Origin of the sequence: Microbulbifer aestuariivivens (assembly GCF_039545115.1) — a bacterium.
Lineage (GTDB): Bacteria > Pseudomonadota > Gammaproteobacteria > Pseudomonadales > Cellvibrionaceae > Microbulbifer > Microbulbifer aestuariivivens.
Genome location: NZ_BAABRT010000015.1, coordinates 67,472 through 90,986, shown reverse-complemented (window position 1 = coordinate 90,986; position 23,515 = coordinate 67,472). Strand labels below are relative to the sequence as shown.

The following is a 23,515-nucleotide window of genomic DNA, read 5'->3' as shown; positions in this document are numbered from 1 at the left end:
GTTTGCTGAAAAGCAAATTCCAGACGGAAAACAGAGGAATACACAGGGGGTTTCCACCCCAGAAGCCAATAAATAGAGGATTCGGAGAGCGGCGTGGAAATTCATGAGTTGTTCAGAGCTTCCCTAGTGGTCGCCTCTACCATCTCCCACGACCTGAGACTGCAGCGGCTGTTACCCGGACGGGAGCTCTTGTTGTCACGCCTTTCCATGGTGTCGGTGGCCGTGGTCGCCGTCCTTATCGCACTCTATCTGCCGGCGACTATTTTCGAGCGGGTATTATTCGCCTGGGTGGCTATCGGCGCAGCCTTTGGCCCCACGATACTGGCCCGGCTGGCGGGTGTATCGCTTTCAGCGGATGCGGTTTTCCGTTCCATCGCTACCGGTTTTGTGCTGGCGGTGGGTCTTTCACTCCTTCCCAACAGCAGCGGTGACTGGGCGGAAAGACTGGTTCCATTCACCATGGCCACCGTCATGCTGTTTATTCCAAGTATGAGAACCCGAGCACGAGAAAACGCTCAGGGTAATAAAGCCGCTGGAGCCCCCAGCTAACCCGATTTCAGGGGCTAGCGCATAGCCCACAGGGAAATCGATCGAAGGGAAAACCACGGTCAACCGGCTGTGGTTCTGTGGTTCTGTGGTTCTGTGGTTCTGTGGTTCTGTGGTTCTGTGGTTCTGTGGTGAGCCAGCAGGCGAGCAACAAAGAAGCAGAAAGCGGGTGACTGGAGACGAGATGATGAGATGACGATGCTTGCTTTCAGGCCATAAAAAAGCCGCGCCCAAGGGCGCGGCTTTCGGGACAGGCCCGGTAGCGTTCAACCATCATGGCGTCAACTACGCGGGCGCTTTCCCTTTGGGTCTCAGGCCAGTTCTGGCTCTGGAGTTTCCTCTTCCTGCACAGGGGCACTGCTGCGGATCGGAGCCACCAGAGGAACCGTTTCCAGAGCCCAGTTGAGGTGCGGGTTGGCACGACGGGCCGGAGACGGGATAGTGAACGCTTTCTCGCCTTCGAAGGGTTTCATGGCTTTGGTATCGATCTTCCAGCCTTTCTCTTCGATATGCTTTCTGCGGATCATCCGCCAGGCACTCATGAACTTGTCCTGCTCAACGGAAACTTCATGTTCCAGAGTTTCCGGCAGGTAGTTTGGTGAGAGCTCGGAAACGATTGCGCCATCTTCACCAAAGACTTTGGTGGTGCGCTTCTTGGCGCCAAAGTCGAAGATACGCCACTTGAAGAAGTTCCGCGCCTGGATCGCAAAGGAGCGGGTGGTATTCTCATCGACGGGTGTATTGGCATCAAAGATGATCGTCTCCATCCAGGAGTTGATCTTGATGTGCAGACGCACGCAGTAACCGGGCAGGAAGAACGAGGGGGTCACATTGGTGGCCGCCTTATCAGCACGGAACAGCTTCATCAGACCCAGGTTGCCGGACAGCTGCGGGGGGTACAGGACGTTGTCGGAAGAGCCCCAGTACTCACCGCGATCGACCTTAAGAATCTTGTTCTTATCGGCCATTTCCGGATAACCAAAGCCCGGATGCACGAAGGCGGTGTGGGAAATGTCGATGCCGTTTTCCAGTACACGGTCAGCGGAGCCGGTCCAGTTATATTCCAGCTCAATAGGACGCCAGTTGTCACTGTCTTCATATTCGGGGAAGTCGGGGATCGGGTAACGCTCTTCCTCGGGAAGATCACCCAGGAAGACCCAGATCATTCCGTAACGCTCTTCGGTCGGGTAGGCGTCGATGCGGGCGCGCTCAGGAACCGGGGCTCCCTCGCCACGGGACGGAATGAATTTCACCTTCCCTTCCGCATCAAATTCCCACCCATGGTATGGACAGGCAACGCAATCGCGCTCGGTGGTCCAACCTTTGGAGAGCGATCCACCACGGTGGATACACACATCACTCAGACAATTGACCTTGCCTGTTTTGTCACGAAACAGGACAAAGTTCTGCCCCAGAAGCTTTACGCGGACGGGTTTGTCTTTTACTTCTCTGGACCATTCCGCCACATACCATAGGTTCGTCAGCATGACTGCCACCTCAGTTTGTTATAGATCACTTGTTCTTACGCGATTGCAGTAAGTCAAGATTACCCGTTTTTATCACTATTGTAACAATAGCCGTCAGACTTCCTGGATCAGATCCAGCAAGGTTTGATTGTGCTCACCCAATGCGGGTAAGCGAGTATCCACCCTGGCCGGCTCATCCATGAATTTGATGGGCACCCCAAGGTGACGATTTCCCTGCTCGTCTTCGAAAACCATCTCCCGCTCCTGGAGATGCTCTTCTTCCATCGCCTCATGTAAGAGGCGCACAGGCGACCAGCAGACATCCACCCCGTCAAACCACTCAGACCATTCGACAAGGGTGCGACGGGAGAATTCCTGCTGCAGATAAGAGATGGCCTCGCCCTGCTTGCCGGGCTCTAGACGGCAGATTTCAGCGAGATCCGGCCGATTCATCTTGGCAAAAAGGTTATCGGCAAATTTTGTTTCGCTGCCACCGAGGGTCAGGTAACGGCCATCGGCTGTGCGGTATACGCGGTACATGGCATTGCCGCCCCAGGAGCGCTCATCTTTGACAACTGGAGAGCGGCCCTCGGCGAAAACCGGGCCCAGGGCGTTTGGCAACCAGGCCACCAGGCTGTCCTGCATGGAGATATCCAGGTAGTCGCCCTTGCCGGTCTCGGTTCTGCGCAGCAGAGCCATCAGTATCCCCGAGAGCGCCATCAGCGAGCCGGCCATATCGGCAACGGGCATGGCGGGAGAACAGGGTTCGCCGTTGCTGCCCTCATTCAGAAATACTGTTCCGGAATCTGCCTGAACACTGAGATCGTGCGCTGGCATGAGGCGCTTGGGACCGGTCTGCCCGTAGGCGGAGATAGAGCAGTAGACCAGACCGGGGTTGCGGGCGCTGAGGGTCGCATAATCCAGACCCAGACGGGACATGGCGCCAGGGCGGAAGCCCTCGACAAAAACATCCGCTGTATCGATCAGGGCGAGGAGCTGCTCTCTCTGAGCCTCATCCTTGAGGTTCAGACAGAGGCTTTTCTTGCCGCGGTGAGTGTTGCGAAACCACACGGACTCGCCATTCTTGCGCAGCCCGACATTGCGGGTCGGCTCACCAGCTGGGGGCTCTACCTTGATCACCTCGGCGCCGTGATCCGCCATCATCATGGTCAGGTGCGGCCCCGGAAGGAAGAGTGACAAATCTACGACGCGTATGCCTTGTAACTTCATGTCAGGCACTGCCTCCAGCTAAATCCCTGTGCTGCCAGGGTCAGATCGATCGTTCACCCCGCAAAGATTCGATCTCATCAGCGGAGTACCCCAGTCCGGTCAGAAGTTCTTCAGTGTCAGCGCCCATTGATGAGCAACTGGTTCCTTCCGGTCTGTTTCCATCAAATTTTAACGGGCTGGCAAGCACTTTGAATTGACTATTGTCAACATGTGGTAGGGGCTGAAGCATGCCAATGCGTTCCAGCCAGGGGTTTTCCATGGCCTGTGCAAAGCTATTTACCGGCGCGATGGGCATACTGCCGGAGAAAAGATCCAGCCAGTGCTGGCTGGGCTGCCGTGAAAACTCGGCATCGAGGATTTCCGTGAGCAAATCGCGATGGGCCCGGCGATCCTTCACCGTGGCGAAGCGCGCATCCTCCAGCAGGTCCGCACGACCCAGGCCCTCGGCCAGGGCACGCCAGAACTTTTCAGTCATCGCCATCACAAACAACCAGCCATCGGCACTGCGGTAGATCTGGCAGGGAACCGTGGAGGGATGCCCGGAGCGGGAAACACGCTCGGTTTCGTGACCCCTGTTAAGGTACCAGGTAGCAGGATACGTGAGCTGGGTGACCGCCACATCAAACAGGCTGATGTCCACGTCGCGGCCGGGGCCACCTCGCATTACGCCCACCAATGCGCCAAGCACTGCCATCGCCAGGGTGGTGCCGCTGGTGAAGTCCACCATCGAAAGCCCAAAGCGGGCCGGTGGCGTGCCGGGCTCACCGGTAATATCCATAAAGCCCGCTTCGGCCTGCATCAGGTAGTCATAGCCGGGCCAGTTGGCGCGGTCGTTGTCACGGCCATAGGCGGAAAGGTGCCCACAGATGATCTCCCGCTTGATGGAGCCCAGGCTGTCGTAATCCAGACCGAGCTTCGCCGGTTGGTCGCCACGCAGGTTGTTCATCACCACATCGGCGCTGCGCACCAGGCGCTCGAACACTTCGCGCCCACCGGGGCTCTTCAGGTCGAGGGTCAGACTCTTTTTGCTGCGGTTGAATGTCTGGAAGAAATCACTGTCGTTGTCACCAAGAAAGTAGGGACCCGACTTGCGGGCGATATCACCGCCTGTGGCCGGGTTTTCGATCTTGATGACTTCGGCACCCATGTCGGCCAGCTGCATGGAGCCGAACGGGCCGGCTCCATACTGCTCGACGGCGATGACACGAATACCGGCGAGGGGCTTTGAGGACTCCATCAGATGGCCTCGCGGGCAGCCAGTTGCTTGGCAATAATGATGCGCTGCATTTCGTTGGTCCCCTCCCCTACGCACATGAGCATGGCGTCACGGTAATAACGCTCGATTTCGTACTCGGTGGAAAAGCCGTAACCGCCGAAAATGCGCATCGCTTCCTGAGAACAGAAAACCCCGGCCTCACTGGCGAAGTACTTGGCCATGCCCGCTTCCATGTCGCAGCGCTGACCGGTGTCGTACATCCGTGCGGCCTGATCCACCAGCAGCTTTGCCGCTTCGACCTTGGCGGCCATCTCACCGATTTTGAGCTGAACAGCCTGATGCTGAATAATCGGCTTGCCAAACGTCTCGCGCTCCTGGGCGTAACGCACCGCAAGTTTCAAGGCACCCTGGGCAATGCCAGCGCCACGCGCTGCCACGTTGATACGGCCCAGTTCCAGACCACCTACGGCAATGTGGAATCCACGACCTTCCTCGCCACCGATCAGGAGATCGATTGGGATGCGGAAATCCTCAAATACCACTTCCGCGGTATCGATGGCCCGGTAACAGGTTTTCTTGATCTTGTTGATGGTGATGCCCGGCAACAGGTTGCCGTCGTCATCCTTGGTGCGGATGGCGAACATGGACATGCCACGGTGACGCGGCTGCGCATCGGGATCGGTCTTGGCCAGCAGGGCCAGACAGTTGCCGTTGAGGGCGTTGGTGATCCACATCTTGCTGCCGTTGATCACATACTCGTCGCCTTCGCGCCGCGCCACGCAGCGAATCGCCTGCAGGTCGGAACCGGCATTGGGCTCGGTCAAAGCGATGCCGCCACGCAGTGCGCCTTCGGCCATCAGGGGCAGAAACTGCTGCTTCTGCTCCTCGGTGCCGCAACGCTCGATGGCGGCAGCCATGATCAGGTGGGAATTGAAAATGCCACCCGGCGCCATCCACACGGCAGAAATTTTCTGCACGATGCGGGCATAGGTAGCGGCGGACAGGGAGAGACCGCCATAAGCTTCCCCGATCGTGGCGCCAAACAGACCCAGCTCCTTCATGGTGCCCACCAGTTCATGGGGGTACTCATCAGCGAGGTCTTTTTCCCGGGCAATGGGTGCGACTTCATTGGTAACGAAGCGATCGATGGTATCGAGAATCGCTGCCTCTTCTTCTGCACTCCAGCTCATAGCCGTCTCCTGTTTTATCTCGTCAACTCAGTAATTGACTTTGTCTTCCATCTCGGCGCCGCGTCTCCACACCAGCACTTTACGCAGGAAGGAACACACTTCAGTGCCATCCTGCTTGATGCCGCGGGTACGCACGGTGACGATGCCCTGATTGGGGCGCGATTTGGATTCGCGGGTCTCCAGCACTTCGGATTCCGCATAGAGGGTATCGCCGACAAACAGCGGGGCGGTCATGCGAATATCGTCCCAGCCCAGGTTGGCAATCGCCTTCTGGCTGATGTCGGTCACGCTCATGCCCACCATCAGCGCCACGGTAAAGGGGCTGCAGACCAGCGGCTTGCCGAACTCGGTACCCGCCGCATACTCCTTGTCGAAGTGAGCGGGGTGGGTGTTCATGGTCAGCAGGGTGAACCAGGTGTTATCGGTCTCGGTAATGGTGCGGCCGGGACGGTGCTCATAGGTATCACCCACTTTGAAGTCTTCAAAAAAGCGCCCAAAGGTTTCCCGGTAGCGGTTCTCACCAACCTGTTTTAATTCTCCAGCCATAGGATATTTCTCACTGCGAGTTAAACCAATTCCTGCCCATCGCGGGCTCTTACAATCAACCGACGGGCACTGTCGACGATGGGTTGATCCACCATCTGCCCATCCACAACCAAAGCTCCGCCCTGCGCCTGCTCGAAGGCTTCAACAATCTTGCGAGCTTTCTGCAGGGCTTCCGGGCTTGGGGCCAAGCCGCGGTGAATCCCTTCAATCTGTGCCGGGTGAATCGCTGCCTTGGCGGAAAAGCCGAGCGCGGCAACCCGCCGCGTCTCCTGTTCAAGGCCTTCGGCATTGCGCACATCCAGATACGGCACATCGATCACCGGCAGCCCGTGGGCAGCGGCAACCACAGCCATTTGCGAGCGCGCCCAGAGCAGAGGCTCCCAGGCGAACTCGGCACCAAGTTGCGCGGCGAAATCGCCACCACCAAACATGACCGCATCCAGCGCAGGTTCGCCGCAGATGGCGTTCATGGCCAGAAGGCCAGTGGCGCTTTCCACCAATGCAATCCAGCCACTGGCGCGCCCGAGAAGCTCGGTCGCCGAGCGGACATCTTCTGCGGTCTCGGTTTTTGCCAGCATCAGGCGCGCCGGCAGCTGGCTCTCGGCCAATGCCGCCAGATCAGCGAGATCAGCCTTGCCCTCTTCTGTGGAAACTGCGCTGACACGGACCACCAGACGCTCAAGCTCCGCCGGCGCGCATTCAGCGAGAAACGCGCAGACGCTTTCCCGCGCCTGCAGCTTTTCTGCAACCGGTACCGCGTCTTCGAGATCGATACACACCAGATCCGCGGCACTGGCCAGCGCCTTGGAGAATCGCTCAGGGCGATGCCCGGGGACAAACAGAAGACTGCGCGCATCGAACATCAGAATTTCTCCCAGCCACGCAGCGGTTCGCGAACCTGGCTTTGCGGCACCTGCGCGGCGAAGGCATCGGCGATCTCGGCACGGGTGGCAAACCATACCCCCTCTTTCGAGCGGGCATATTGGAGGAACTCGTTCAGCGCACCGATGCGGCCCGGGCGGCCGATAATGCGCAGGTGCAGGCCGAGTGACATCATGCGGGTTTGCGTCTGGCCTTCTTCCAACAAGGTGTCCAGCGTCCTGCAGGCATAGCTCAGCCAGGCCTCGGGCGTCAGGGAAGGCGAGGTCCAGAATTTCATATCGTTGGAGTCGATCGCGTAAGGCAGTACCAGCATGGGGTTATCGGAACCCTGCACCGGAGCCCAGAAAGGCTCATCGGCGCTGTAGTCGTCCATGTGGTAGTCAAAGCCCTCTTCCTGCAGCAGCCTGCGGGTGTTGTCGGTAAACAGGTAGCGGCTCAACCAGCCGCGCGGGCGCTTGCCGGTGGTCTCGGTGATAGAGGCGACGGCTTTGCGGATAAACTCGCGCTCCTGCTCCTCATTCATTCCGAACTGGTGCTGCCAGCGGTAACCATGACTGCAAGTTTCATCGCCGCTTTCGGCGATATAGCGGGCAATCTGCGGGGCTCTTTCGAGGGCAACCGCCGCCGCACAGAATGTGGCCGGCACCTGGTAACGCTCAAGCAGTGCCTGAATACGCGGCCAGCCTTCGCGAATGCCGTACTCGTAGTTGCTCTCGTTGCCGTGGGCGCGGATCGGCTTGCGGGGTGCCACACCCAGCTCATCGACGGGTTCGGGGCCGCGATCGCCATCGAGCATGGTGCTCTCGGATCCTTCCTCGACATTCACCACAATCGACAGTGCGACGGCGGCGTTATTTGGCCAACTTACCTGTTTAGTCATTCTCGCGGACTCCAAACACGCTTTTAGTGATATTCCTCACCACCGGAAACGTTCATCGCCTCACCGGTAATGTAGGAAGCCTCTTCGGAACAAAGAAACGCGCAGGCTTTGGCAACATCTTCCTGCAGGCCCGGACGGCCGAGAGGGATACGCGCACGCATATCTTCCATGTAACGGTCGTAACCCTTACCGGTCACTTCGGAAAAATGCTCGTTCTGCCAGGCACCGAGCCCGGTAGTAATATGGTTGGGGCAGATGGTATTGACGGTAATGCCCTCGGGGCCCAGCTCCTGCGCCGCCGCGCGGGTGAGGCCTACCAGACCGTGCTTGGAAGCGGTGTAAGCTGCCGCATGGGCAAAGCCGGACTTGGAAGCCTGGCTGCCGATATTGATAATGCGCCCGCCGCGACCCTGACGCAGCATGACTTCCGCAGCATATTTAATCCCCAGGAATGCGCCACGCAGGTTCACCCCCAGCACCGCATCCCACTTATCTGCGGGCATCTCCACAATGGGCAGCATCAGGTAACCGATACCGGCGTTATTGATCCAGATGTCCAGCGCACCGAAATGCCCCAGGGCAAACTCGGCAGCCGCCTGCACTTCCTGCGGCTCCAGAACATTGCAGGCAAAGGTCGCAACCTCCCCACCCTCTGCGCGGATCTCTGCGGCGATCTCATCCATTTCTGCAGTAGTGCCCACTGCCTCGGACGGCAGGTTTTCACCCTGCGCACGGCCGATGTCCGTCAACACCACCTTGACGCCTTCAGCCGCCAGGCGCCGGGCCATGGCTTCGCCGAGGCCTTTACGCCGCCCGGCACCAGTAATCACCGCGACCTTGCCGCGCAATTCGGGATACTTGCTCTGTGTTTCCATTCTGATTTGCCTCCGCGCAGACTGGGTACTCAGACGATTTCGGTCAGCATGAACTGCGGATTGTCCGCAAACTGCTGGAACTCAGCGGCCACCCGCTGCATGGTTTCACTGGAGACATCCGCACCCAGCTTCTCCATATCGTTCACCACCAGCAGCTCGACATACTGGTAGGGCGCTGACGCATCGGTACCCAGCAGGCCGGTGGTGCGCAGAACAGAGAAGTCGTCCACGGAACCGAGCTTGCGCACCGTGGGCAGATCAGTGGTCTTGGCCCACTGCTCGTAATCGGATGGGCTGACGCCCGGCTTCAGGTTAAACAGCACGACAATTGTGGTGGTCACGGCTTTAGCTCCGGCTGATAATCAATGTCACTCCGATGCTACCCTTGAGCTAATGTTATGTCAATATAACATTTGTGATCGGCCAGCGGTCCTTAATCCGCGCGCCAACAGCAGCGCAATCGGCAAGCGATGAGCAACCGACAACCCGGCGAGACCCAACAGCAAGGCGAAGGGGAAGGAGCGAAGGAAGAGAGGAAGAGAGGAAGAGAGGAAGAGAGGAAGAGAGGAAGAGAGGAAGAGAGGAACGATCGGCGTGCAGCGACAAATAAACAAGGCATCAGCCTGGCCAACGCCGATGGCAACAGGCAAAGAGCCAGGGGAACCCGAGAGAATAGCCGCAAACGAAAATCCTCTGCGCGCAGAACCGAAACCCCACGCGCACTACAGCCGGGACACCCAGACCATATTCAACCAACGTCAGTAAGCGGATAAAGGGCCCGGATTCGGACCCAAATACAGACGTGGATAACTGGACCGACGCTCAGGCCTTGGCCGCAAGGCTCGCCACAAACGCGTGGTATCCGGCCCGCACCTCCTCCAGGGTCTCACTGACTGCGGGGAAGCTGTTGACCCAGGCCCACCAGGCGCTCAATTCCGGAAAGCCTTCCAGCGGATCTTTCACTCCCGCCACCGGGGCCAGCTCCTGCAAATAGAGGATGGTCGGCGCCAGAGCGATGTCGCCCAGGCTCAACTGGCGATCGCTGCCGAGATCGGCCAGCAGGCGCTCACCTTTCAACAGCTCGGCCCGCAGACTCTCGGCAATTGCAGCGGTATCACCCTGCCCCGCACCCATGGCCACCCGAAACAGTGGGAACAGCGCATTCGTTGCCAGGTGCAGGTCCGCATAGCGACCCAGCACCCGCATCCGCGCCCGCTCCAGCGGGGTATTCGGCAACAGGTCGCTGCTGGCCGGCCCAGCCTCGGCGAGGTACTCCATAATCGCCCAGCTCTCGGCGATCACCTCACCATCGTCCAGCTCAAGCACCGGCACCTTGCCGAGCGGAAAGCGCTGCATAAACATTTCTGTCCTGAGGGGCACCGGGGGCGGCAGCACCTCGACAGGCAACTGGTCGATACGAGCCTGAATCCGAACCCTGGCCGCGTAGGGCGAGTGAGGCAAACTGTAAAGCTTCATCTAATTTCTCCCGCAATCAGTTGATAAGGTGCAGACCATAGGCGGCATTGGCCAGCAGCCCGACCCAGATCAGGTACACGAAGGGGCGACAGGAAGCAATCGAACTGCTGATGGTTTCATTGACCGAGGCACTTTCATTGCCTGACATCAACTCACCCCAGGCGGCACCGAACAGCTTGAGGCGCATACGGATAATCAGGCCACACAAAACTAGCAGAGCGAAAATCGCCAGCTTGATGGCGAGCCAGTCGGCGGCGAGGATGAAGTTGGTCGCCAGCGCGTAACCGGCCAGCACCAGCAGACCGACAATCAGCACTACACGCAGATAAAAATCGAAACGGGTAAGCACCGGCACGAAGGATTTGCCGTGGGCAAAGTGCAGTACCGCCACCAACGCAAACCAACCCAGGCAGAGCGCCCAGGCCAGCCACAGCCACACCGGTGCGACCGTAAACTGCCCCGACATATGCGCCAACTGCAATCCCAGCGGCAATATCAGCGGCATGCAAAAGCGTGGCCCCTGGTCACAGCCCATCATGATGGTCAGCGCCGTGCTGCGGGCCTGCGGCGACAAGTTCGGCTTGGTGACATAGCGGCTGGCATAGAAGGTGCCCAAATCCCCCCCCAGCCAATAGACGAAACAGAGGTTGTGCAACAATTTGACAAAGAGGTATGCGCTCATACTGGTAGATTCTTATCGGTTGAGGTAACAATACCGACAAATGGCTGACAGTGCAGCCGCCCCCGCCTCCAGTCAATGACCAAAGATCAGGACGCGGTGCTGTTAAGCCGCGTTGCCGAATTAGATATATTGATATACCATTAAGACAACAATTACAATCCTGCCAACGCCCCGGGGGGAACAATGGAAACAACAACAAAAACGGCCAAAGAGATTTACCAGGAAGTCAAAGCCAACCCAGCGCGCAAACGCTTTGGGTTTGGCAGCAAGGCCGTACTGGTGAACATTGACCCACAGAAAGCCTACACCCGCACCGATCTGTTCAAGACCGCCTACGAAACAGATCCAAACCAGCTGCACTATACAAACGAGCTTGCGAAAAGCTTCCGCGCCAAAGGCTGGCCGGTTGTGTGGACCCACGTGGCCTACATGAACTCCGGTGAGGACGCCGGCATCTGGGGCACCCGCACAGACACCCCCGACTCCCTGCAAAATATCAAGTTCAATTCCACCCGCAGTGAGTTCGATGACCGACTGGAAATCGACCGCGAACGCGATGTCATTTACTGCAAAAAAATGCCCAGCGCATTCTTTGAAACCCAGCTGCAATCTCTGCTGGTGTGGCACAAGGTGGACACGGTAGTTCTGACTGGCGGTTCAACTTCAGGCTGCATCCGCGCCACCGCCGTCGACAGCCTCTCCCGCGGCTACCGCACCATCGTCCCCGAGGAGTGCGTTGCCGACAAGCACGAGAGTTACCACTACGCGAATCTGACCGACCTCTCGCTCAAGTACGCCGACGTTGTCGATGTGGCCGAAGTCTTCCAGTGGCTGGAAACTGTCAAAGCCTAAGTAGCGGCTGCGCGGCTTTTTGGCCGCGCCTTCCTGCCAGCAGCACCCCTGGCGACCCGTGTGAAATCAGTCGAGGCAGCCCATGAGATCCGATCCCGGTTTTTACGATTACTGGCCCTACCATCAACGCCCCCAGCTGAAGTGGCCCAATGGGGCACGGGTGGCTTTCTGGGTAGCGCCCAATATCGAATTTTATGAACTGAATCCGCCTTCCAACCCGCACCGCAAGGCCTGGCCGCAACCCAGTCCTGCGGTACCCGGTTACAGTATTCGAGATTACGGCAACCGTGTCGGACATATGCGGCAGATGAAGCTGCTGGATAAATATGGTATCCGCGGCTCTATTTCGCTCTCCACCGCCCTGTGTGATCACCACCCTGAAATCATCGATCTCTGCCGGGAGCGCAACTGGGAATTTTTCAGCCACGGTATCTACAACACGCGCTACACCTATGGCATGTCGGCCGAGCAGGAGCGCAGCATGATCCGCGACTCGATCGAGACCATTTACCGGCATACCGGGCAGAAGTGCGCCGGCTATCTCGCTCCGGCACTGTCCCACTCCGAGGACACACTGGACCTGTTTGCCGAAGTGGGCACTGAGCTGTTTGGCGACGAGGCCGGTTTCTATACCTGCGACCTGTTCCACGACGATCAGCCCACGCCGATCAATCTGCGCAGCGGCAAGCGCTTTGTTTCCATTCCCTACTCACTGGAAATGAACGACACCATTGCCTACGTGGTCAACAAGGTGGAGCCGCGCCGCTACGGCCAGATGCTGAAGGAAAACTTCGATCGCCTGTACGCGGAAGGTGCCGAGAGCGGTACCGTCATGTGCATACCCACGCACAACTACCAGGTCACCTGCCCACATAGACTGCGGGCATTCGAAGAGGCGCTGGAATACATCACCGGCCACTCCGATGTCTGGGTCACCACCGGGCGGGAAATCGCCCAGTACTACCTTGATCATTTTTACGATACCGCGCGTGAAGATATGGCGAGCAAAGGGATTGTGCAGAGAGCGGAGGTGGCCAACCCATGAGCGACAAAAAATCCCTAAGCCCCGAACATCTCGAGTACCCCGAGCGCCACTACGGCATGGATCACCGTCACTACGACTGGGAGATGCTCACCGAGCGCGAGCCGGTGCAGTGGCAGCAGGGCGACCTGGCGCTGTGGGTCAACGTGAACCTGCAGTTCTTCCCCCTCAACCAGCGCGGCACGCCCTTTCCCCCTCCCGGCGGAATGACCATGCCCTACCCGGACCTGCGCCACTTTTCCCTGCGCGACTACGGCAACCGCGTGGGCATCTATCGCATCCTGCGTGCGCTGGATCAGTACGGGGTCAAACCTACCTTTGCGGTCAACGGGGAGCTGGCGCAGCGCACTCCCTACCTCATGCAGCTGCTGCGCGAGCGCGGCGATGAGCTGATCGCCCACGGCTGGAATATGGACTGCCCCCACTACGGCGGTCAGCCACGAGATGAAGAGGCGCAACTCATCCGTCGCACCATCGACACCCTGCAGGAGGCAAGCGGGCAGGCGGTGCGCGGCTGGCTCAGCCCCGGCAAGGTGCACAGCGAAAACACTCCGGCACTGCTGGCGGAGCATGGCATCCAGTACTTTTGTGACTGGGTCAATGACGATATGCCCTATCGTTTCCGCAGCGACAGCGGTGACCTGTGGGCCATGCCGCTGTCCACCGAACTGGAAGACCAGTTTATCCTGCGCAATAACCTCCACTCCGAAACATCGTATGCGGAGCAGGTGGAGGATGCCTGCCGCTTCCTGCTGGCGGAAGCGCGGCAACAGGGCGGCAGAATCCTCGCCCTTAACATCCACCCCTGGATGCTCGGACAGCCGCACCGGATTGCTTATTTTGAACGGGTACTGGAATTCATCACGGCACAGGAAGGGGTTTTCTCCGCCTCTGCCGGTGCCCTGCTTAAACAATGTGAGCAATCTATCAGTACGCCGGCCTAAAGCCGGCTGCTACCTGATATGAAATGTCATATCATTGCGGCCCTCATTTGGGCACAGGAGCCTAACCCGTGGAAGCCGTGAACACCCTATTCAGTAAGCAGCAGCTGGAATCGCTGTCGGAGGAGTCGCACGCCCCCCTCTACTACCAGCTGTACGCGCTGCTGAAAAATGCCATCCTCAATGGCACGCTGGAACACGGCAACCAGATGCCCACGGAACTGCAGCTGGCGGAGGCATTCGGGGTTTCCCGCATTACCGCCAAGCGCGCCATGGACGAACTGGCCGCGGAGAATCTGGTGGAGCGTCGCCGCGGCAAGGGTACTCATGTGATTTATGAGTACAAGCAACAGCCGGTCAAAGCGCCGCTTGTGGGCATGCTGCAAGAGATCGAGAGCATGGCCCGCCACTCCGACGTGAAAGTGCGGAGCTGCGAATTGCTGCAACCCCCGGCGGAAATCCGCGAGGAACTGGGTCTTGAAGCCGGTGAAACCGCCCTGCTGCTCGAGCGTACCCGCTCCCGCGACGGCGCCCCGTTTGGCTACTACGTCAGCTGGACCTCCGGGCTAGAAGGGAAAGTGACCGCGAGACAGTTTTCAACCACACCGAGGCTGGAGATCTTCCGCAAGCACGGGCTGGAGTTTGCCCACGTGACCCAGACCCTGAGCGCCGAGGCCGCCGACGCGGAAAGCGCGCGCGAACTGCAAACTGCGGTAGGCGCACCGCTGCTCAGCCTCACCCGACGCTCTTACAGCAAAATCGACGGCAAAGAGCAACTGGTGGACATTCTGCATGTGCTCTACCACCCGGACCGCTTCCAGTATCAGATGGATTTGAAAGGCGCCGACAGCTGACCGGCTCGCGAGTCCCGACTTACCTGGAGTGCTAATCAGGGGCTCCAAGTAAGTCGGGACTCAACTCAGGCACACTTCGAACAGCCCAACTCAATCACCCGCACTTCTGCTCACCGAGAGCCTTGATTCAGGCACTCTCGGCAGCAGAGATACGCCCCCAAACTTCCTCACCCGGCCAGACACCAGCCGGGTTTTTCAGCCGCACCGTCCACTCTGCGTCCCCCTGTTGCCAGCGGTATTCCTGCAACAGGCCATTCAAGAGCCAGTAGTCGGCGCCAGACTCGTAGCGACCGCCGGAATAATGAAAATGATCCAGCCGCGGATCTTTTTCACTTCCAAGTTGGCGCACACTACGGTCTGAGAACTCGGGCTCGAACAGTCTTTGCTGCATTGAGGGGTCGTGAATCCAGGGTACCAGCACCCTGCCACTACCGCCCCCGGCGGCAAGTCCGTGAATGACACCACCGGCAAATACACGCATCAGGGGAAAGAAATGGGCATTTTGCGCATCAATACTTTGCGTGCGCGCGCCATGGCCGCGATACCGATACCTGGATACTGCAGGTGTAGCCGTATAAAAGGCTTTCGCCACCGGCTCCAGCGCGGCGCCGGAACACCACTGCAGGTAACAGCGCTGCAGGCCTGCGCCAGCGAAACAGGCCTTGGCGCTAATCACCAGAGACGCCGCTGGAACCTCTCTGTGCGAGAACAGTGACAGCCCCCGCGCCGTGCGCGACAGCTGCCAGCTCTCGTATACCGGCACCGACACCCCATCGCGCAGATACTCGTATTCCCCGCTCGCCAGCAGTTGCGCCTGCGGCCCTGCACGCATCACGCAGGCTCCACTTCGGCCTGATCCTCTGCCTGCCCCTGGGCTTGCACCTCGACCTGCAGCAGACCCGAAGTAGACAGGTGCGCCCGGCTGCTGAGCAGGTGGGTGTTGGCAGAAATCAGCTTGTTTGCGGCGGCATTGGGGTGAATTTCCGCAATGGTCACTTCACCCGCCTGCGAAGTTTTCAGGGGTAAATTGATATTGCCGTCAAACAGCCGCTCCTGCCACGGCTGCATGAGGGTGAATTCACGCTCGAGGGTGGCGATCAGCCCGCCGCCACCCTGGCCGCATGCCGCCAGGCACACGCGGTTTTCCGCCGCCCGGGCCAACAGCAGCAGGGACATATCCTTGTCCATGCCCGCGCCCTGAGCCTTGCTGCCGGCCTCTTTCACCGTCGCCATTCGGCTGCGCGGCACCAGCAGGCAGTGAACGCCCTGCAGCGCCGCCATGCGGGCAAGCTCCGGATACAGGCAATCGTCACCGGTGAGGATGGCAACACGCCCCCAGGGTAAATCATGCACCTGCAGTTCACGCCCCGACGGCACCAGCTCCAGCGCGCTGCGATGCAACTCCGGCTGCTCCAGCCGGCGCTTGCCGCCGTCCAGCAACAACCCCAGGTGGCGCCAGTCCCCGGGCTCACCCTCAATGACACTGGTGCAGACCTGCAAGCCGCAACGTTCGCTGACCAACGCCAGACGCTCCTCGGCGTAACGACACAACTCCACAGCGCGCTCCCAATCTGCGGCGGGATCACGCACAGGGAAGCACGCGGGAAGAATGGCCAGTCGAACACTGTCAGGCAGGGCCAGCAGCTGCGCTTCAGCACGCTTTACAGACTCAATGCCCTCGCCCTCGGGATCAATGAGGGCGACCTCTATGCTGTCGGCGGCATCTTCGCTTGCGTCTTCGGCGTCGCGCTCAAGGTGGCTATAAAGGGATGGCCTGCGCCGATCCATACTCCCCATACAGAGCGCGACACGCCGGTCGCGCTCGGGGATTTCCGCCAACACAATGTCCTCCTGCCCCCGCAGGCCGACAACGAGGGGCCGCCCATCGGGACCGACAACCTGGCTTTCCCCCGCGCCGTAAAGAAGCGCCTCGGGAATCGCCGTCATACTGCTCACTTGGGCAAGCTCCACCGAAGGCACCAGAGGGCCCACTTTATTCGCGGCCACCATAAAGAGGCTGCTTTCCGCCGCCCTTGCGCGCACATGCAGGCTCGCCTCATCAAACGCAAAAGAGTTGAGGGAGTTACACAGAATGTCGGCACCGGCCAGCGCCAGTCGCCGCGAAGGTTCAAAGCTGATCCCGTCGCGACAGGCAATAAAGCCTATTCTGCCCAGCTCCGTATCCACCAGACCCGCCGCCCGTGTCGCCGGGGTAAAGAAGTCGTTCTCGTGCCCCATAAGGCTCTGCTTGTCGGCCTCGCCGAGGAGTTCGCCTGCCGGTCCATACAGCAGAGAGGTAACGGTAATCTGCGGCTGCCGCCTGCGCAGAGAGACATTGAGCAGGATATGGCAGTGATGCTGTCGGGCGCGCTCGGCAATCTCCGCCAGGAAGGGGCCATCGAGAGCCACCGCACACTCCCAGGCCTGCTCCTGATCGGCATACCAGGAAATGTGATTACAGAACTCCGGCAGCACCATCAGACGCGCTCCCTGCGCGGCGGCGGCGTCGATCATGCGAATACAGGTAGCCAGGTTTTCGGCAATGTCGGTTCCAGTGGCAAATTGCAGTGCTGCGACCCTTGGCATATCCCCGTCCCTCTTAATTGACTATTGACAAAAATGCCCACTCAAAGAATTGTACTATTGATATATCTTTCTTACACTCGGAAACGCATAACAGATCACTTTCTTCGACTCCGAGGGACTCCCTCCATGGCCAACATCGTCATTACCGGCAGCACCAAGGGCATAGGCTTCGGCCTCGCCAGGGCCTTTCTGGACAGTGGCCATAAAGTGGTGATCAGCGGCCGCAGTGAGTCGTCGGTGTGCGAAGCGCTCGATCGCCTGCGCACCCCCTTCTGTAAATGCCGCGGCCAGGCTTGCGACATAACCGATCCCGCTCAAGTGCAAGCTCTATGGGATTTCGCCAAAATAGAATTCGAAACCATCGATATCTGGATCAATAACGCCGGTATCGCGCGCACCAGCTGGTCCATCCTCGAGACTCCGCAACAGGAAATCGACGCGATGGTGCACACCAACCTGCAGGGCACCATCAATGGATGCCGGGTTGCCGCAACAGGAATGCAGCAACAGCCGAGCGGCAAGATATTTAATATCCTCGGTGGCGGCAGCGATGGAGAATATTATCCCGGTATGGGCATCTATGGCAGCACCAAACGGGCGCTGGATTATTTCTCCGACGCACTCGCCAAGGAGCTCGATGGCACCGGTATACTGGTAGGGAAAATCCGCCCGGGCATGGTGATCACCGAGGCGGTGATCGACGAAGCGAAGAAAAACCCGGAAAAATTCGCCAGCACACGTCCGTTTATGAACAACCTGGTGGACCAGGTCGACACTGTTGCCAAATACCTGGCGCAAAAAATGCTGGACTGCAACAAAACCGGCCAAAAAATCCGCTGGCTCACCGGTGGCAAGATTGCCGCGCGCATGCTGAGCGGCGTGGTGCGCAAGCGTGAAGACCAGTTTGCGCGGCACGGTCTCTGAACACAACACTCAATAAAACATAAAAATAATCGGGAAGAGTCCCGCAACTGCGAGGCAAAGCTCCATGGCCACGAAAACCTGGCTTGGCGTCCATCTGGCACCAAATATTTCACGAGGCAATTTCAGCACCTATCTTTTTGCGGTGTTTATTTCCTCTGGCTATGCGGGGGCGCTCTCCGTACTGCAACCTGGCCTGCTGCATGTAATGGGCATCGCCGAAGACACCCAGGCCATGCTGACCGGCTATCTGGGCGCCATGCAGGAACTGGTTTTCATCCTGCTGCTGGGAGCCGCGGGCGCCCTCTCCGACCGCATCGGCCGCAGGCCCGTGTATGTTTTCGGCCTCGCTGTGACCGGCCTGGGTTTTATCCTGTACCCCCACGCCAGCTCGATTCCACAGCTCGTTGCCTTCCGCCTTCTGGTTGCCATTGGCAGTGCCGCGATGATCGGCATGATGGTGACGGTGGTGGCGGATTACGCGGCTGAAGACTCCCGCGGCCGCGCCAATGGTCTGCAGGCAATGGCCGCGACTCTGGGCGCATTTATACCGCCGATTTTGGCCAGCCTGCCAAGAGTCCTCAGCGGAAGTGGATTCGACGAGCTCGCCGCCCAACAGTGGACTTTCGCCGTCGGCGGGGCTCTCGGCCTTGTCGGTGCCATCGTCGCACTGGCCGGCCTGGCCCCGAGAATCCTGCAGGGTGCCGCCGAGGTAAGAGAATCCATGCGCAGCACGCTGATCAACGGCCTGAAAGCCGCCCGCGATCCGCAGACCGCCCTCTCCTATGGGGCAGCATTTATTTCCCGCGGCGACCTCGCCGTCACTGGCGCTTTCATTTCACTGTGGCTGGTGCAATACGGCACCCGTGAGCTGGGACTTTCCGCAAGCGAGGCGATGTTCCAACTGGCAGTGCCGCGAGTCCTCGCCACCGTGGCCGGCGCACTGATTGGCTCAATTATTATGGGGAAAATCGCCGACCGGGTAACCAGAGTGACGGCCGTAGCGCTGGCCTCCGGATTGGCGGCATTGATCTACAGCGCGGTTTTCCTGATCACAGACCCAACCGCCAACTGGGTGATCGGCCTGCTGTTTGTCATGGGCATCGCAGAGATCAGTGCCTTTGTCAGCAGCCAGGCATTGGTCGGGCAGCAGGCTCCTGAAAAGTATCGTGGAGCCACCATCGGCTTCTTCGGTGTGGCCGGCGCCTTCGGCATTCTCATCGGCACCTCGGGTGGGGGCGTACTGTTTGCCAAAGTATCCCCCAGCGCTCCCTTTGTATTGTTTGGCGCACTTAACTTCGCAGTATTCCTGTGGAGCCTATGGCTCCGTAACCACCTTTCCAACCAAGGTGATCAAGCCGCGGCTGAAGGGCAGCGCCCCGACTCCGCAATCGCAACCAGCCAATAACGAGTGATTCACATGGACAACACGCAAAACCTCAGTAAAGAGTTTGTCGAACACCTGGATAAAGACGTAAAAATCGATACCAGTGAGACTTTCGATGCTGTCATGACCACCCGCGACCGGATATGGGAAATGGTCAAAAGCAGCCTCTCTTTGAAAGAAGACCTGCGCTGTGCAGACCTGCACAACTTCAATGACCTGAACGGTGAGCATGTGGGCCGGATTCGCACATTCACCGGCGATGAGTCACCGGTAGACTGGGTAATCCATTCCAACATCGGCACCCCGCAGAACACCTTCACCAACATCCATCTGACGATCTATATGGATGACAGTGTCGAGATTCCCCACCTGGGTATGGCGTTCGGCACCCTGCCCGAGGCGTTCTTCTTTATTGACCCGATGCCCCGCTACGAAGCGGTAAGCTATCCGGACTATATGCAGGAATACCTTGCGCCGCTCAACGATATTTACATGAGCCTGCAGGAAGAGATGTTCAATGCCGGCATCAAGCCATTTATCGCCGCCATGCCGTTTATCCGCGCCTCGCTGTCGCCGCTGGCAATTTCCGGTGTAGTCCCGCTGGATTTCTACAAAGAGAAATGCGAGCCGAAGATCATCGCCTATGCGGAATACTGGCTGAAGCTGGTACACGCCGCCAAGAAGGTCGAAAACCCGATCATCCGCTCGCAGCTCAAGCAGCGTGACACGCTGGTTCGCCGCAATATCGTGCACCTGGACCCGGCCAACCCGATCGCTGAGCGCCTGGTCGGCAAGCCCACGGCGGATCGACTGGTACGCATCCTCTGTGCCGAGGAACGCAGCCAGTAACTGGATGTTCGACAAGCGCAACCCGATACCGAAAGGAGACAGCCGTGGCTGATTCACTGCGAAAATTGCTGGAAGCCAAAACGGTGCTTTCGGTACCGGGGGTTTATGACGGCCTGAGTGCAAGGCTGGTCGAGCTGGCGGGATTCAAGGCGGCGTTTCTTTCCGGCGCCTGCCTGTCTTTTGCCCGATTCGGCCGACCCGACTTAGGCCTCATCAGTGCCGCCGAAGTGGCCGAGAGTGTGGCGGTGATTCGTGAACGCACACCGCTTCCACTCATCGTCGATATCGACACCGGTTTTGGCAACGCGCTCAATGTGCAGCGCACTGTGACCACCTTCGAGCGCGCCGGTGCAAGCGCGCTGCAGATGGAAGACCAGCTGATGCCAAAGCGCTGTGGCCACATGCTCGGCAAACAGGTCATCAGCTGTGGCGAAATGGTGGGCAAGATTCACGCCGCCCTGGATGCCAGGCGTAGTGAAGAGACTCTCATTTTTGCCCGCACTGATGCTTTGGGTGTCAACGGTTTCGATGACGCACTGGAGCGGGCCGAACGCTACCTCGAGGCGGGAGCAGATGCGATATTTGTCGAAGCGCCAAAAGATCTGACTCAGATGCAGGCCATTGGTGAACGCTTTGGGAGCCAGATACCACTCATCCACAACCTGGTGGAAGGTGGCAAGTCGCCGGTTCGCTCTGCCAGTGAACTGGAAGAGCTGAACTATCGCATTGCACTTTTTCCCGCTTCACTGCTGCATCTTTTCATCCCCGCGGCACAGCAACTGCTGTCGCAATTACGTATCGACGGACACCTTGAAAAGCTGCACGATCAGATGATCGATCTTTCTGAAGTCAACGCGCTACTTGGCGCCGATGAGTTACTGGCCAAGAGCAAACAATATGAGTACGAATAAGACGGTAAGCCTTTATGAGCCGTGACTATCAGCTACCCGAGCTGGAAAACTATATCAACGGGCAATTTTCAACGCCCGCCATTGACCGTGGTCAAAGCCTGAATGACGCCAACACTGGCGAGCCGCTGCAGCAACGCCGCAGCTGTGACCATGAGCAGGTACAGACGGCTCTGCAGGCCACGGACCGCGCCTACAGCGAAGGAGTCTGGGAAAACACTTCCGCACAGGAACGCGCGGACTTTCTCGACAAGTTCGCAGACGAATTGAGCAGCGAGGAGTGCGCACGGACGATCAGTGTTGCCGATAGTCTCACTTCCGGTGCCATCATCCGCACCACACGCAAAATGGCCAACATTTTACCGATGGTTTTCCGTGGCGCCGCAGCCTATCTGCGCGAGGAAGGTCTGGATAAAAAAGTGCCCGGTCCCTGTGGAGAAGTGGATTACCTGCGCCGCCCCTGGGGCCCGGCACTGCTGATTGCGCCCTGGAATGGCCCTACCGCGATCGGCTCCCACAAAGTGGCCAGTGCCCTCGCCGCGGGTGCGCCGTGTATTCTGAAACCCTCCGAGTTTACCCCCCACTCCGCCATTGTGATGGCGCGTGCGGCACATAGGGCCGGAATTCCGCAAGGCGTATTCCAGCTGACCCTGGGGGATCGCACCATCGGCTCACAGATGGTGGAAGACCCCAGAATCAAGGCAGTTTCCTTCACCGGAGGCCTCGCTGGCGGTCGCGCCATTGCCCGCGCCTGTGCCGCAGACTTTATTCCCACCCAGCTGGAACTCGGTGGTAATAATCAGCTGGTGGTGTTTGCCGATGCGGATCTGGACCTTGCCGCAACGGGTATCGTTTATGGTCTCACCAACCTCAACGGCCAGTGGTGCCGCGCGTTGGGACGCCTGCTGGTGCATGAGTCCGTCAAGGACCTGCTGCTGGATAAAGTCCTGACTATTTTGTCCGATATCCGCCTCGGTCACTCGCTGGACGAAGACAGCGATATGGGCCCTCTGGTGCACAGAGGCCACTACGATTCGGTCATCGCGGATATTGAGCGACTGAAGAGCCGTGGTGGGCAAGTGCTCACCTCTACCGCCCTGCCGGACCTGCCCGGTAACTTTATCGCGCCGACCCTGGTCGATGGCTGTAGTCCTGCGGATACCCGCGAGGAGATATTCGGTCCGGTTGCGGCGGTACATACCTTCAGCAGTGATGCTGAAGCGCTCACTCTTGCCAATGGCACCGACCTCGGCCTGGCTGGCTATGTCTACAGCGCGGATGAGGCAAAAGCCTTTGCTTTTGCCCACAAGATGCGTACCGGTGGAGTCAAGATCAATGGCTACAGCCTGTTGAGCATTGGCGCAGGTGCCCCCAGAGGTGCCTGGGGGCTTTCCGGCCTCGGCGAGGAGGGTCATGCGCAGTCCATTGAGTTCTTCACTGGATCGCGCGTTATCGGCGTATCCCCGCAGGACCCGCTGGGCGGTCGCTAAAGCGCACAGCCAGCTATCCAGCTATCCAGCTATATAGCTTCTCCTGCTCAACCCGCTCTCGCGGGTTGTGCCCCTTTGGGGCTTATCCCCTCCCCGGTCGCTATGCGGCCGAGGAGGAGTACGTTCTCCACAAGCATTATTTTCCCACAAGCTTTCTCTCATCACATTCAATGGCGATACCCAGGCTTCCATGTGATTGAAGACTAACGCCAGTACCGGCTACAAACGCGGTTATAGCGCGGGGATGCGGATTTTCGGCACACCGCCCTGCCCTTATGTTTACTCCTCTCTTCGCCTCTCTTCTCCTCTCCTCTGTTCTCCTCTTCTAGCCACTCCTCCACATCGTTACCACAATGCTGATAATCACCTGTGACAGTGGCAGTTGTTGCGGGGAGTCAAATTAATGACGGGCCAAAGACGCTCAACGGCGTACTTATCCAACGCAGCGAACAGACACCCAAAGGTTTTTAGGCCGGAGAAACTGATGCCGCAGATACTCAATATCTCCTAGGCTCTGCCACTGATTCAAAAAAATCAGAGTAAAACCTTGGTCACACAGAATTAAGGAAAGCCCAAAAACGAACGGCCAGAGGAAAATGGCTTAATACAAAAAAGTGAAGAAACGGTCACTACAGGAATGGGGAAGCGGAGAGATGGACTTAAGGAGTTAAAGAGTTAAAGAGTTAAAGAGTTAAA

Annotated in this window: 23 protein-coding genes; 10 read left to right on the top strand and 13 right to left on the bottom strand. The window is 58.7% G+C overall.

What is annotated here, in order from left to right; genetic code table 11:
- Positions 1 to 192 precede the first annotated feature (192 nt).
- A complete protein-coding gene (locus ABEA58_RS10260; protein ID WP_345551210.1) occupies positions 193 to 549 on the top strand; it encodes an SLC5/6 family protein in 357 nt (118 codons plus the stop codon).
- A 308-nt stretch (positions 550 to 857) separates the two neighbouring features.
- Here ABEA58_RS10260 and ABEA58_RS10255 read toward each other — a convergent pair whose 3' ends face one another.
- The 11 genes from ABEA58_RS10255 to ABEA58_RS10205 form a co-directional block, all read right to left on the bottom strand.
- Positions 858 to 2,033 (bottom strand): aromatic ring-hydroxylating dioxygenase subunit alpha, encoded by a 1,176-nt coding sequence (locus tag ABEA58_RS10255; protein ID WP_345551208.1) that lies wholly within the window; start codon positions 2,031 to 2,033, stop codon positions 858 to 860.
- 93 nt (positions 2,034 to 2,126) lie between these two features.
- A complete protein-coding gene (locus ABEA58_RS10250) occupies positions 2,127 to 3,242 on the bottom strand; it encodes a CaiB/BaiF CoA transferase family protein (RefSeq protein ID WP_345551206.1) in 1,116 nt (371 codons plus the stop codon).
- Positions 3,243 to 3,282: 40 nt separating this feature from the next.
- Complete coding sequence (locus ABEA58_RS10245; protein WP_345551204.1) at positions 3,283 to 4,479, bottom strand: CaiB/BaiF CoA transferase family protein; 1,197 nt, start codon at positions 4,477 to 4,479, stop codon at positions 3,283 to 3,285.
- Complete coding sequence (locus ABEA58_RS10240; protein ID WP_345551203.1) at positions 4,479 to 5,648, bottom strand: acyl-CoA dehydrogenase family protein; 1,170 nt, start codon at positions 5,646 to 5,648, stop codon at positions 4,479 to 4,481. Before ABEA58_RS10240 ends, ABEA58_RS10245 begins: the two co-directional genes overlap by 1 nt.
- A 27-nt stretch (positions 5,649 to 5,675) precedes the next feature.
- The gene (locus ABEA58_RS10235; RefSeq protein WP_345551202.1) at positions 5,676 to 6,194 is read right to left on the bottom strand and encodes a MaoC family dehydratase; all 519 of its coding nucleotides are present in this window, start codon (positions 6,192 to 6,194) and stop codon (positions 5,676 to 5,678) included.
- A gap of 20 nt (positions 6,195 to 6,214) precedes the next feature.
- Entirely contained in the window at positions 6,215 to 7,057 is an 843-nt protein-coding gene (locus ABEA58_RS10230) for an HpcH/HpaI aldolase/citrate lyase family protein (protein WP_345551200.1), read from the bottom strand.
- Positions 7,057 to 7,956 (bottom strand): polysaccharide deacetylase family protein, encoded by a 900-nt coding sequence (locus tag ABEA58_RS10225; RefSeq protein WP_345551198.1) that lies wholly within the window; start codon positions 7,954 to 7,956, stop codon positions 7,057 to 7,059. Before ABEA58_RS10225 ends, ABEA58_RS10230 begins: the two co-directional genes overlap by 1 nt.
- A 23-nt stretch (positions 7,957 to 7,979) precedes the next feature.
- Entirely contained in the window at positions 7,980 to 8,831 is an 852-nt protein-coding gene (locus tag ABEA58_RS10220; RefSeq protein ID WP_345551196.1) for an SDR family NAD(P)-dependent oxidoreductase, read from the bottom strand.
- Between the two features lie 29 nt (positions 8,832 to 8,860).
- Positions 8,861 to 9,172 carry an REDY-like protein HapK gene (locus ABEA58_RS10215; protein ID WP_345551194.1) on the bottom strand — a complete coding sequence of 104 codons (312 nt, stop codon included), beginning with the start codon at positions 9,170 to 9,172 and terminating at the stop codon, positions 8,861 to 8,863.
- 481 nt (positions 9,173 to 9,653) lie between these two features.
- A complete protein-coding gene (locus tag ABEA58_RS10210; RefSeq protein ID WP_345551192.1) occupies positions 9,654 to 10,307 on the bottom strand; it encodes a glutathione S-transferase family protein in 654 nt (217 codons plus the stop codon).
- A 16-nt stretch (positions 10,308 to 10,323) separates the two neighbouring features.
- Positions 10,324 to 10,989: a hypothetical protein gene (locus ABEA58_RS10205; RefSeq protein ID WP_345551190.1), complete on the bottom strand. Its 666-nt coding sequence runs from the start codon at positions 10,987 to 10,989 to the stop codon at positions 10,324 to 10,326.
- A 183-nt stretch (positions 10,990 to 11,172) separates the two neighbouring features.
- Here ABEA58_RS10205 and ABEA58_RS10200 point away from each other — a divergent pair, with 183 nt between their 5' ends.
- The 4 genes from ABEA58_RS10200 to ABEA58_RS10185 all read left to right on the top strand — a co-directional run bounded on the left by ABEA58_RS10200 (position 11,173) and on the right by ABEA58_RS10185 (position 14,678).
- On the top strand, positions 11,173 to 11,841 hold the full coding sequence (locus ABEA58_RS10200) for an isochorismatase family protein (RefSeq protein ID WP_345551188.1): 669 nt from the start codon (positions 11,173 to 11,175) through the stop codon (positions 11,839 to 11,841).
- An 82-nt stretch (positions 11,842 to 11,923) separates the two neighbouring features.
- Complete coding sequence (locus ABEA58_RS10195) at positions 11,924 to 12,886, top strand: polysaccharide deacetylase family protein (protein WP_345551186.1); 963 nt, start codon at positions 11,924 to 11,926, stop codon at positions 12,884 to 12,886.
- Positions 12,883 to 13,827 (top strand): polysaccharide deacetylase family protein, encoded by a 945-nt coding sequence (locus ABEA58_RS10190; protein ID WP_345551184.1) that lies wholly within the window; start codon positions 12,883 to 12,885, stop codon positions 13,825 to 13,827. Before ABEA58_RS10195 ends, ABEA58_RS10190 begins: the two co-directional genes overlap by 4 nt.
- 68 nt (positions 13,828 to 13,895) lie before the next feature.
- Positions 13,896 to 14,678 (top strand): GntR family transcriptional regulator, encoded by a 783-nt coding sequence (locus tag ABEA58_RS10185; protein ID WP_345551182.1) that lies wholly within the window; start codon positions 13,896 to 13,898, stop codon positions 14,676 to 14,678.
- A gap of 127 nt (positions 14,679 to 14,805) precedes the next feature.
- On the opposite strand, the gene ABEA58_RS10180 is transcribed toward ABEA58_RS10185, so the two are convergent.
- Positions 14,806 to 15,513: a hypothetical protein gene (locus ABEA58_RS10180; protein WP_345551180.1), complete on the bottom strand. Its 708-nt coding sequence runs from the start codon at positions 15,511 to 15,513 to the stop codon at positions 14,806 to 14,808.
- Positions 15,510 to 17,264, bottom strand: coding sequence for a nitrilase-related carbon-nitrogen hydrolase (locus ABEA58_RS10175; protein ID WP_345551178.1), 1,755 nt, complete (start codon positions 17,262 to 17,264; stop codon positions 15,510 to 15,512). The genes ABEA58_RS10180 and ABEA58_RS10175 overlap by 4 nt, the downstream gene beginning before the upstream one ends.
- A gap of 126 nt (positions 17,265 to 17,390) precedes the next feature.
- On the opposite strand from ABEA58_RS10175, the gene ABEA58_RS10170 reads away from it, so the two are divergent.
- The 5 genes from ABEA58_RS10170 to ABEA58_RS10150 all read left to right on the top strand — a co-directional run bounded on the left by ABEA58_RS10170 (position 17,391) and on the right by ABEA58_RS10150 (position 22,819).
- Complete coding sequence (locus ABEA58_RS10170) at positions 17,391 to 18,188, top strand: SDR family NAD(P)-dependent oxidoreductase (RefSeq protein WP_345551176.1); 798 nt, start codon at positions 17,391 to 17,393, stop codon at positions 18,186 to 18,188.
- 64 nt (positions 18,189 to 18,252) lie between these two features.
- Positions 18,253 to 19,593, top strand: a complete 1,341-nt coding sequence (locus ABEA58_RS10165; protein ID WP_345551175.1) for an MFS transporter — start codon at positions 18,253 to 18,255, stop codon at positions 19,591 to 19,593.
- 12 nt (positions 19,594 to 19,605) lie between these two features.
- The gene (locus ABEA58_RS10160) at positions 19,606 to 20,421 is read left to right on the top strand and encodes a hypothetical protein (RefSeq protein WP_345551173.1); all 816 of its coding nucleotides are present in this window, start codon (positions 19,606 to 19,608) and stop codon (positions 20,419 to 20,421) included.
- A gap of 44 nt (positions 20,422 to 20,465) precedes the next feature.
- On the top strand, positions 20,466 to 21,332 hold the full coding sequence (locus tag ABEA58_RS10155; protein ID WP_345551171.1) for an isocitrate lyase/PEP mutase family protein: 867 nt from the start codon (positions 20,466 to 20,468) through the stop codon (positions 21,330 to 21,332).
- A 14-nt stretch (positions 21,333 to 21,346) separates the two neighbouring features.
- On the top strand, positions 21,347 to 22,819 hold the full coding sequence (locus ABEA58_RS10150; protein ID WP_345551170.1) for an aldehyde dehydrogenase family protein: 1,473 nt from the start codon (positions 21,347 to 21,349) through the stop codon (positions 22,817 to 22,819).
- Positions 22,820 to 23,515: the final 696 nt, after the last annotated feature.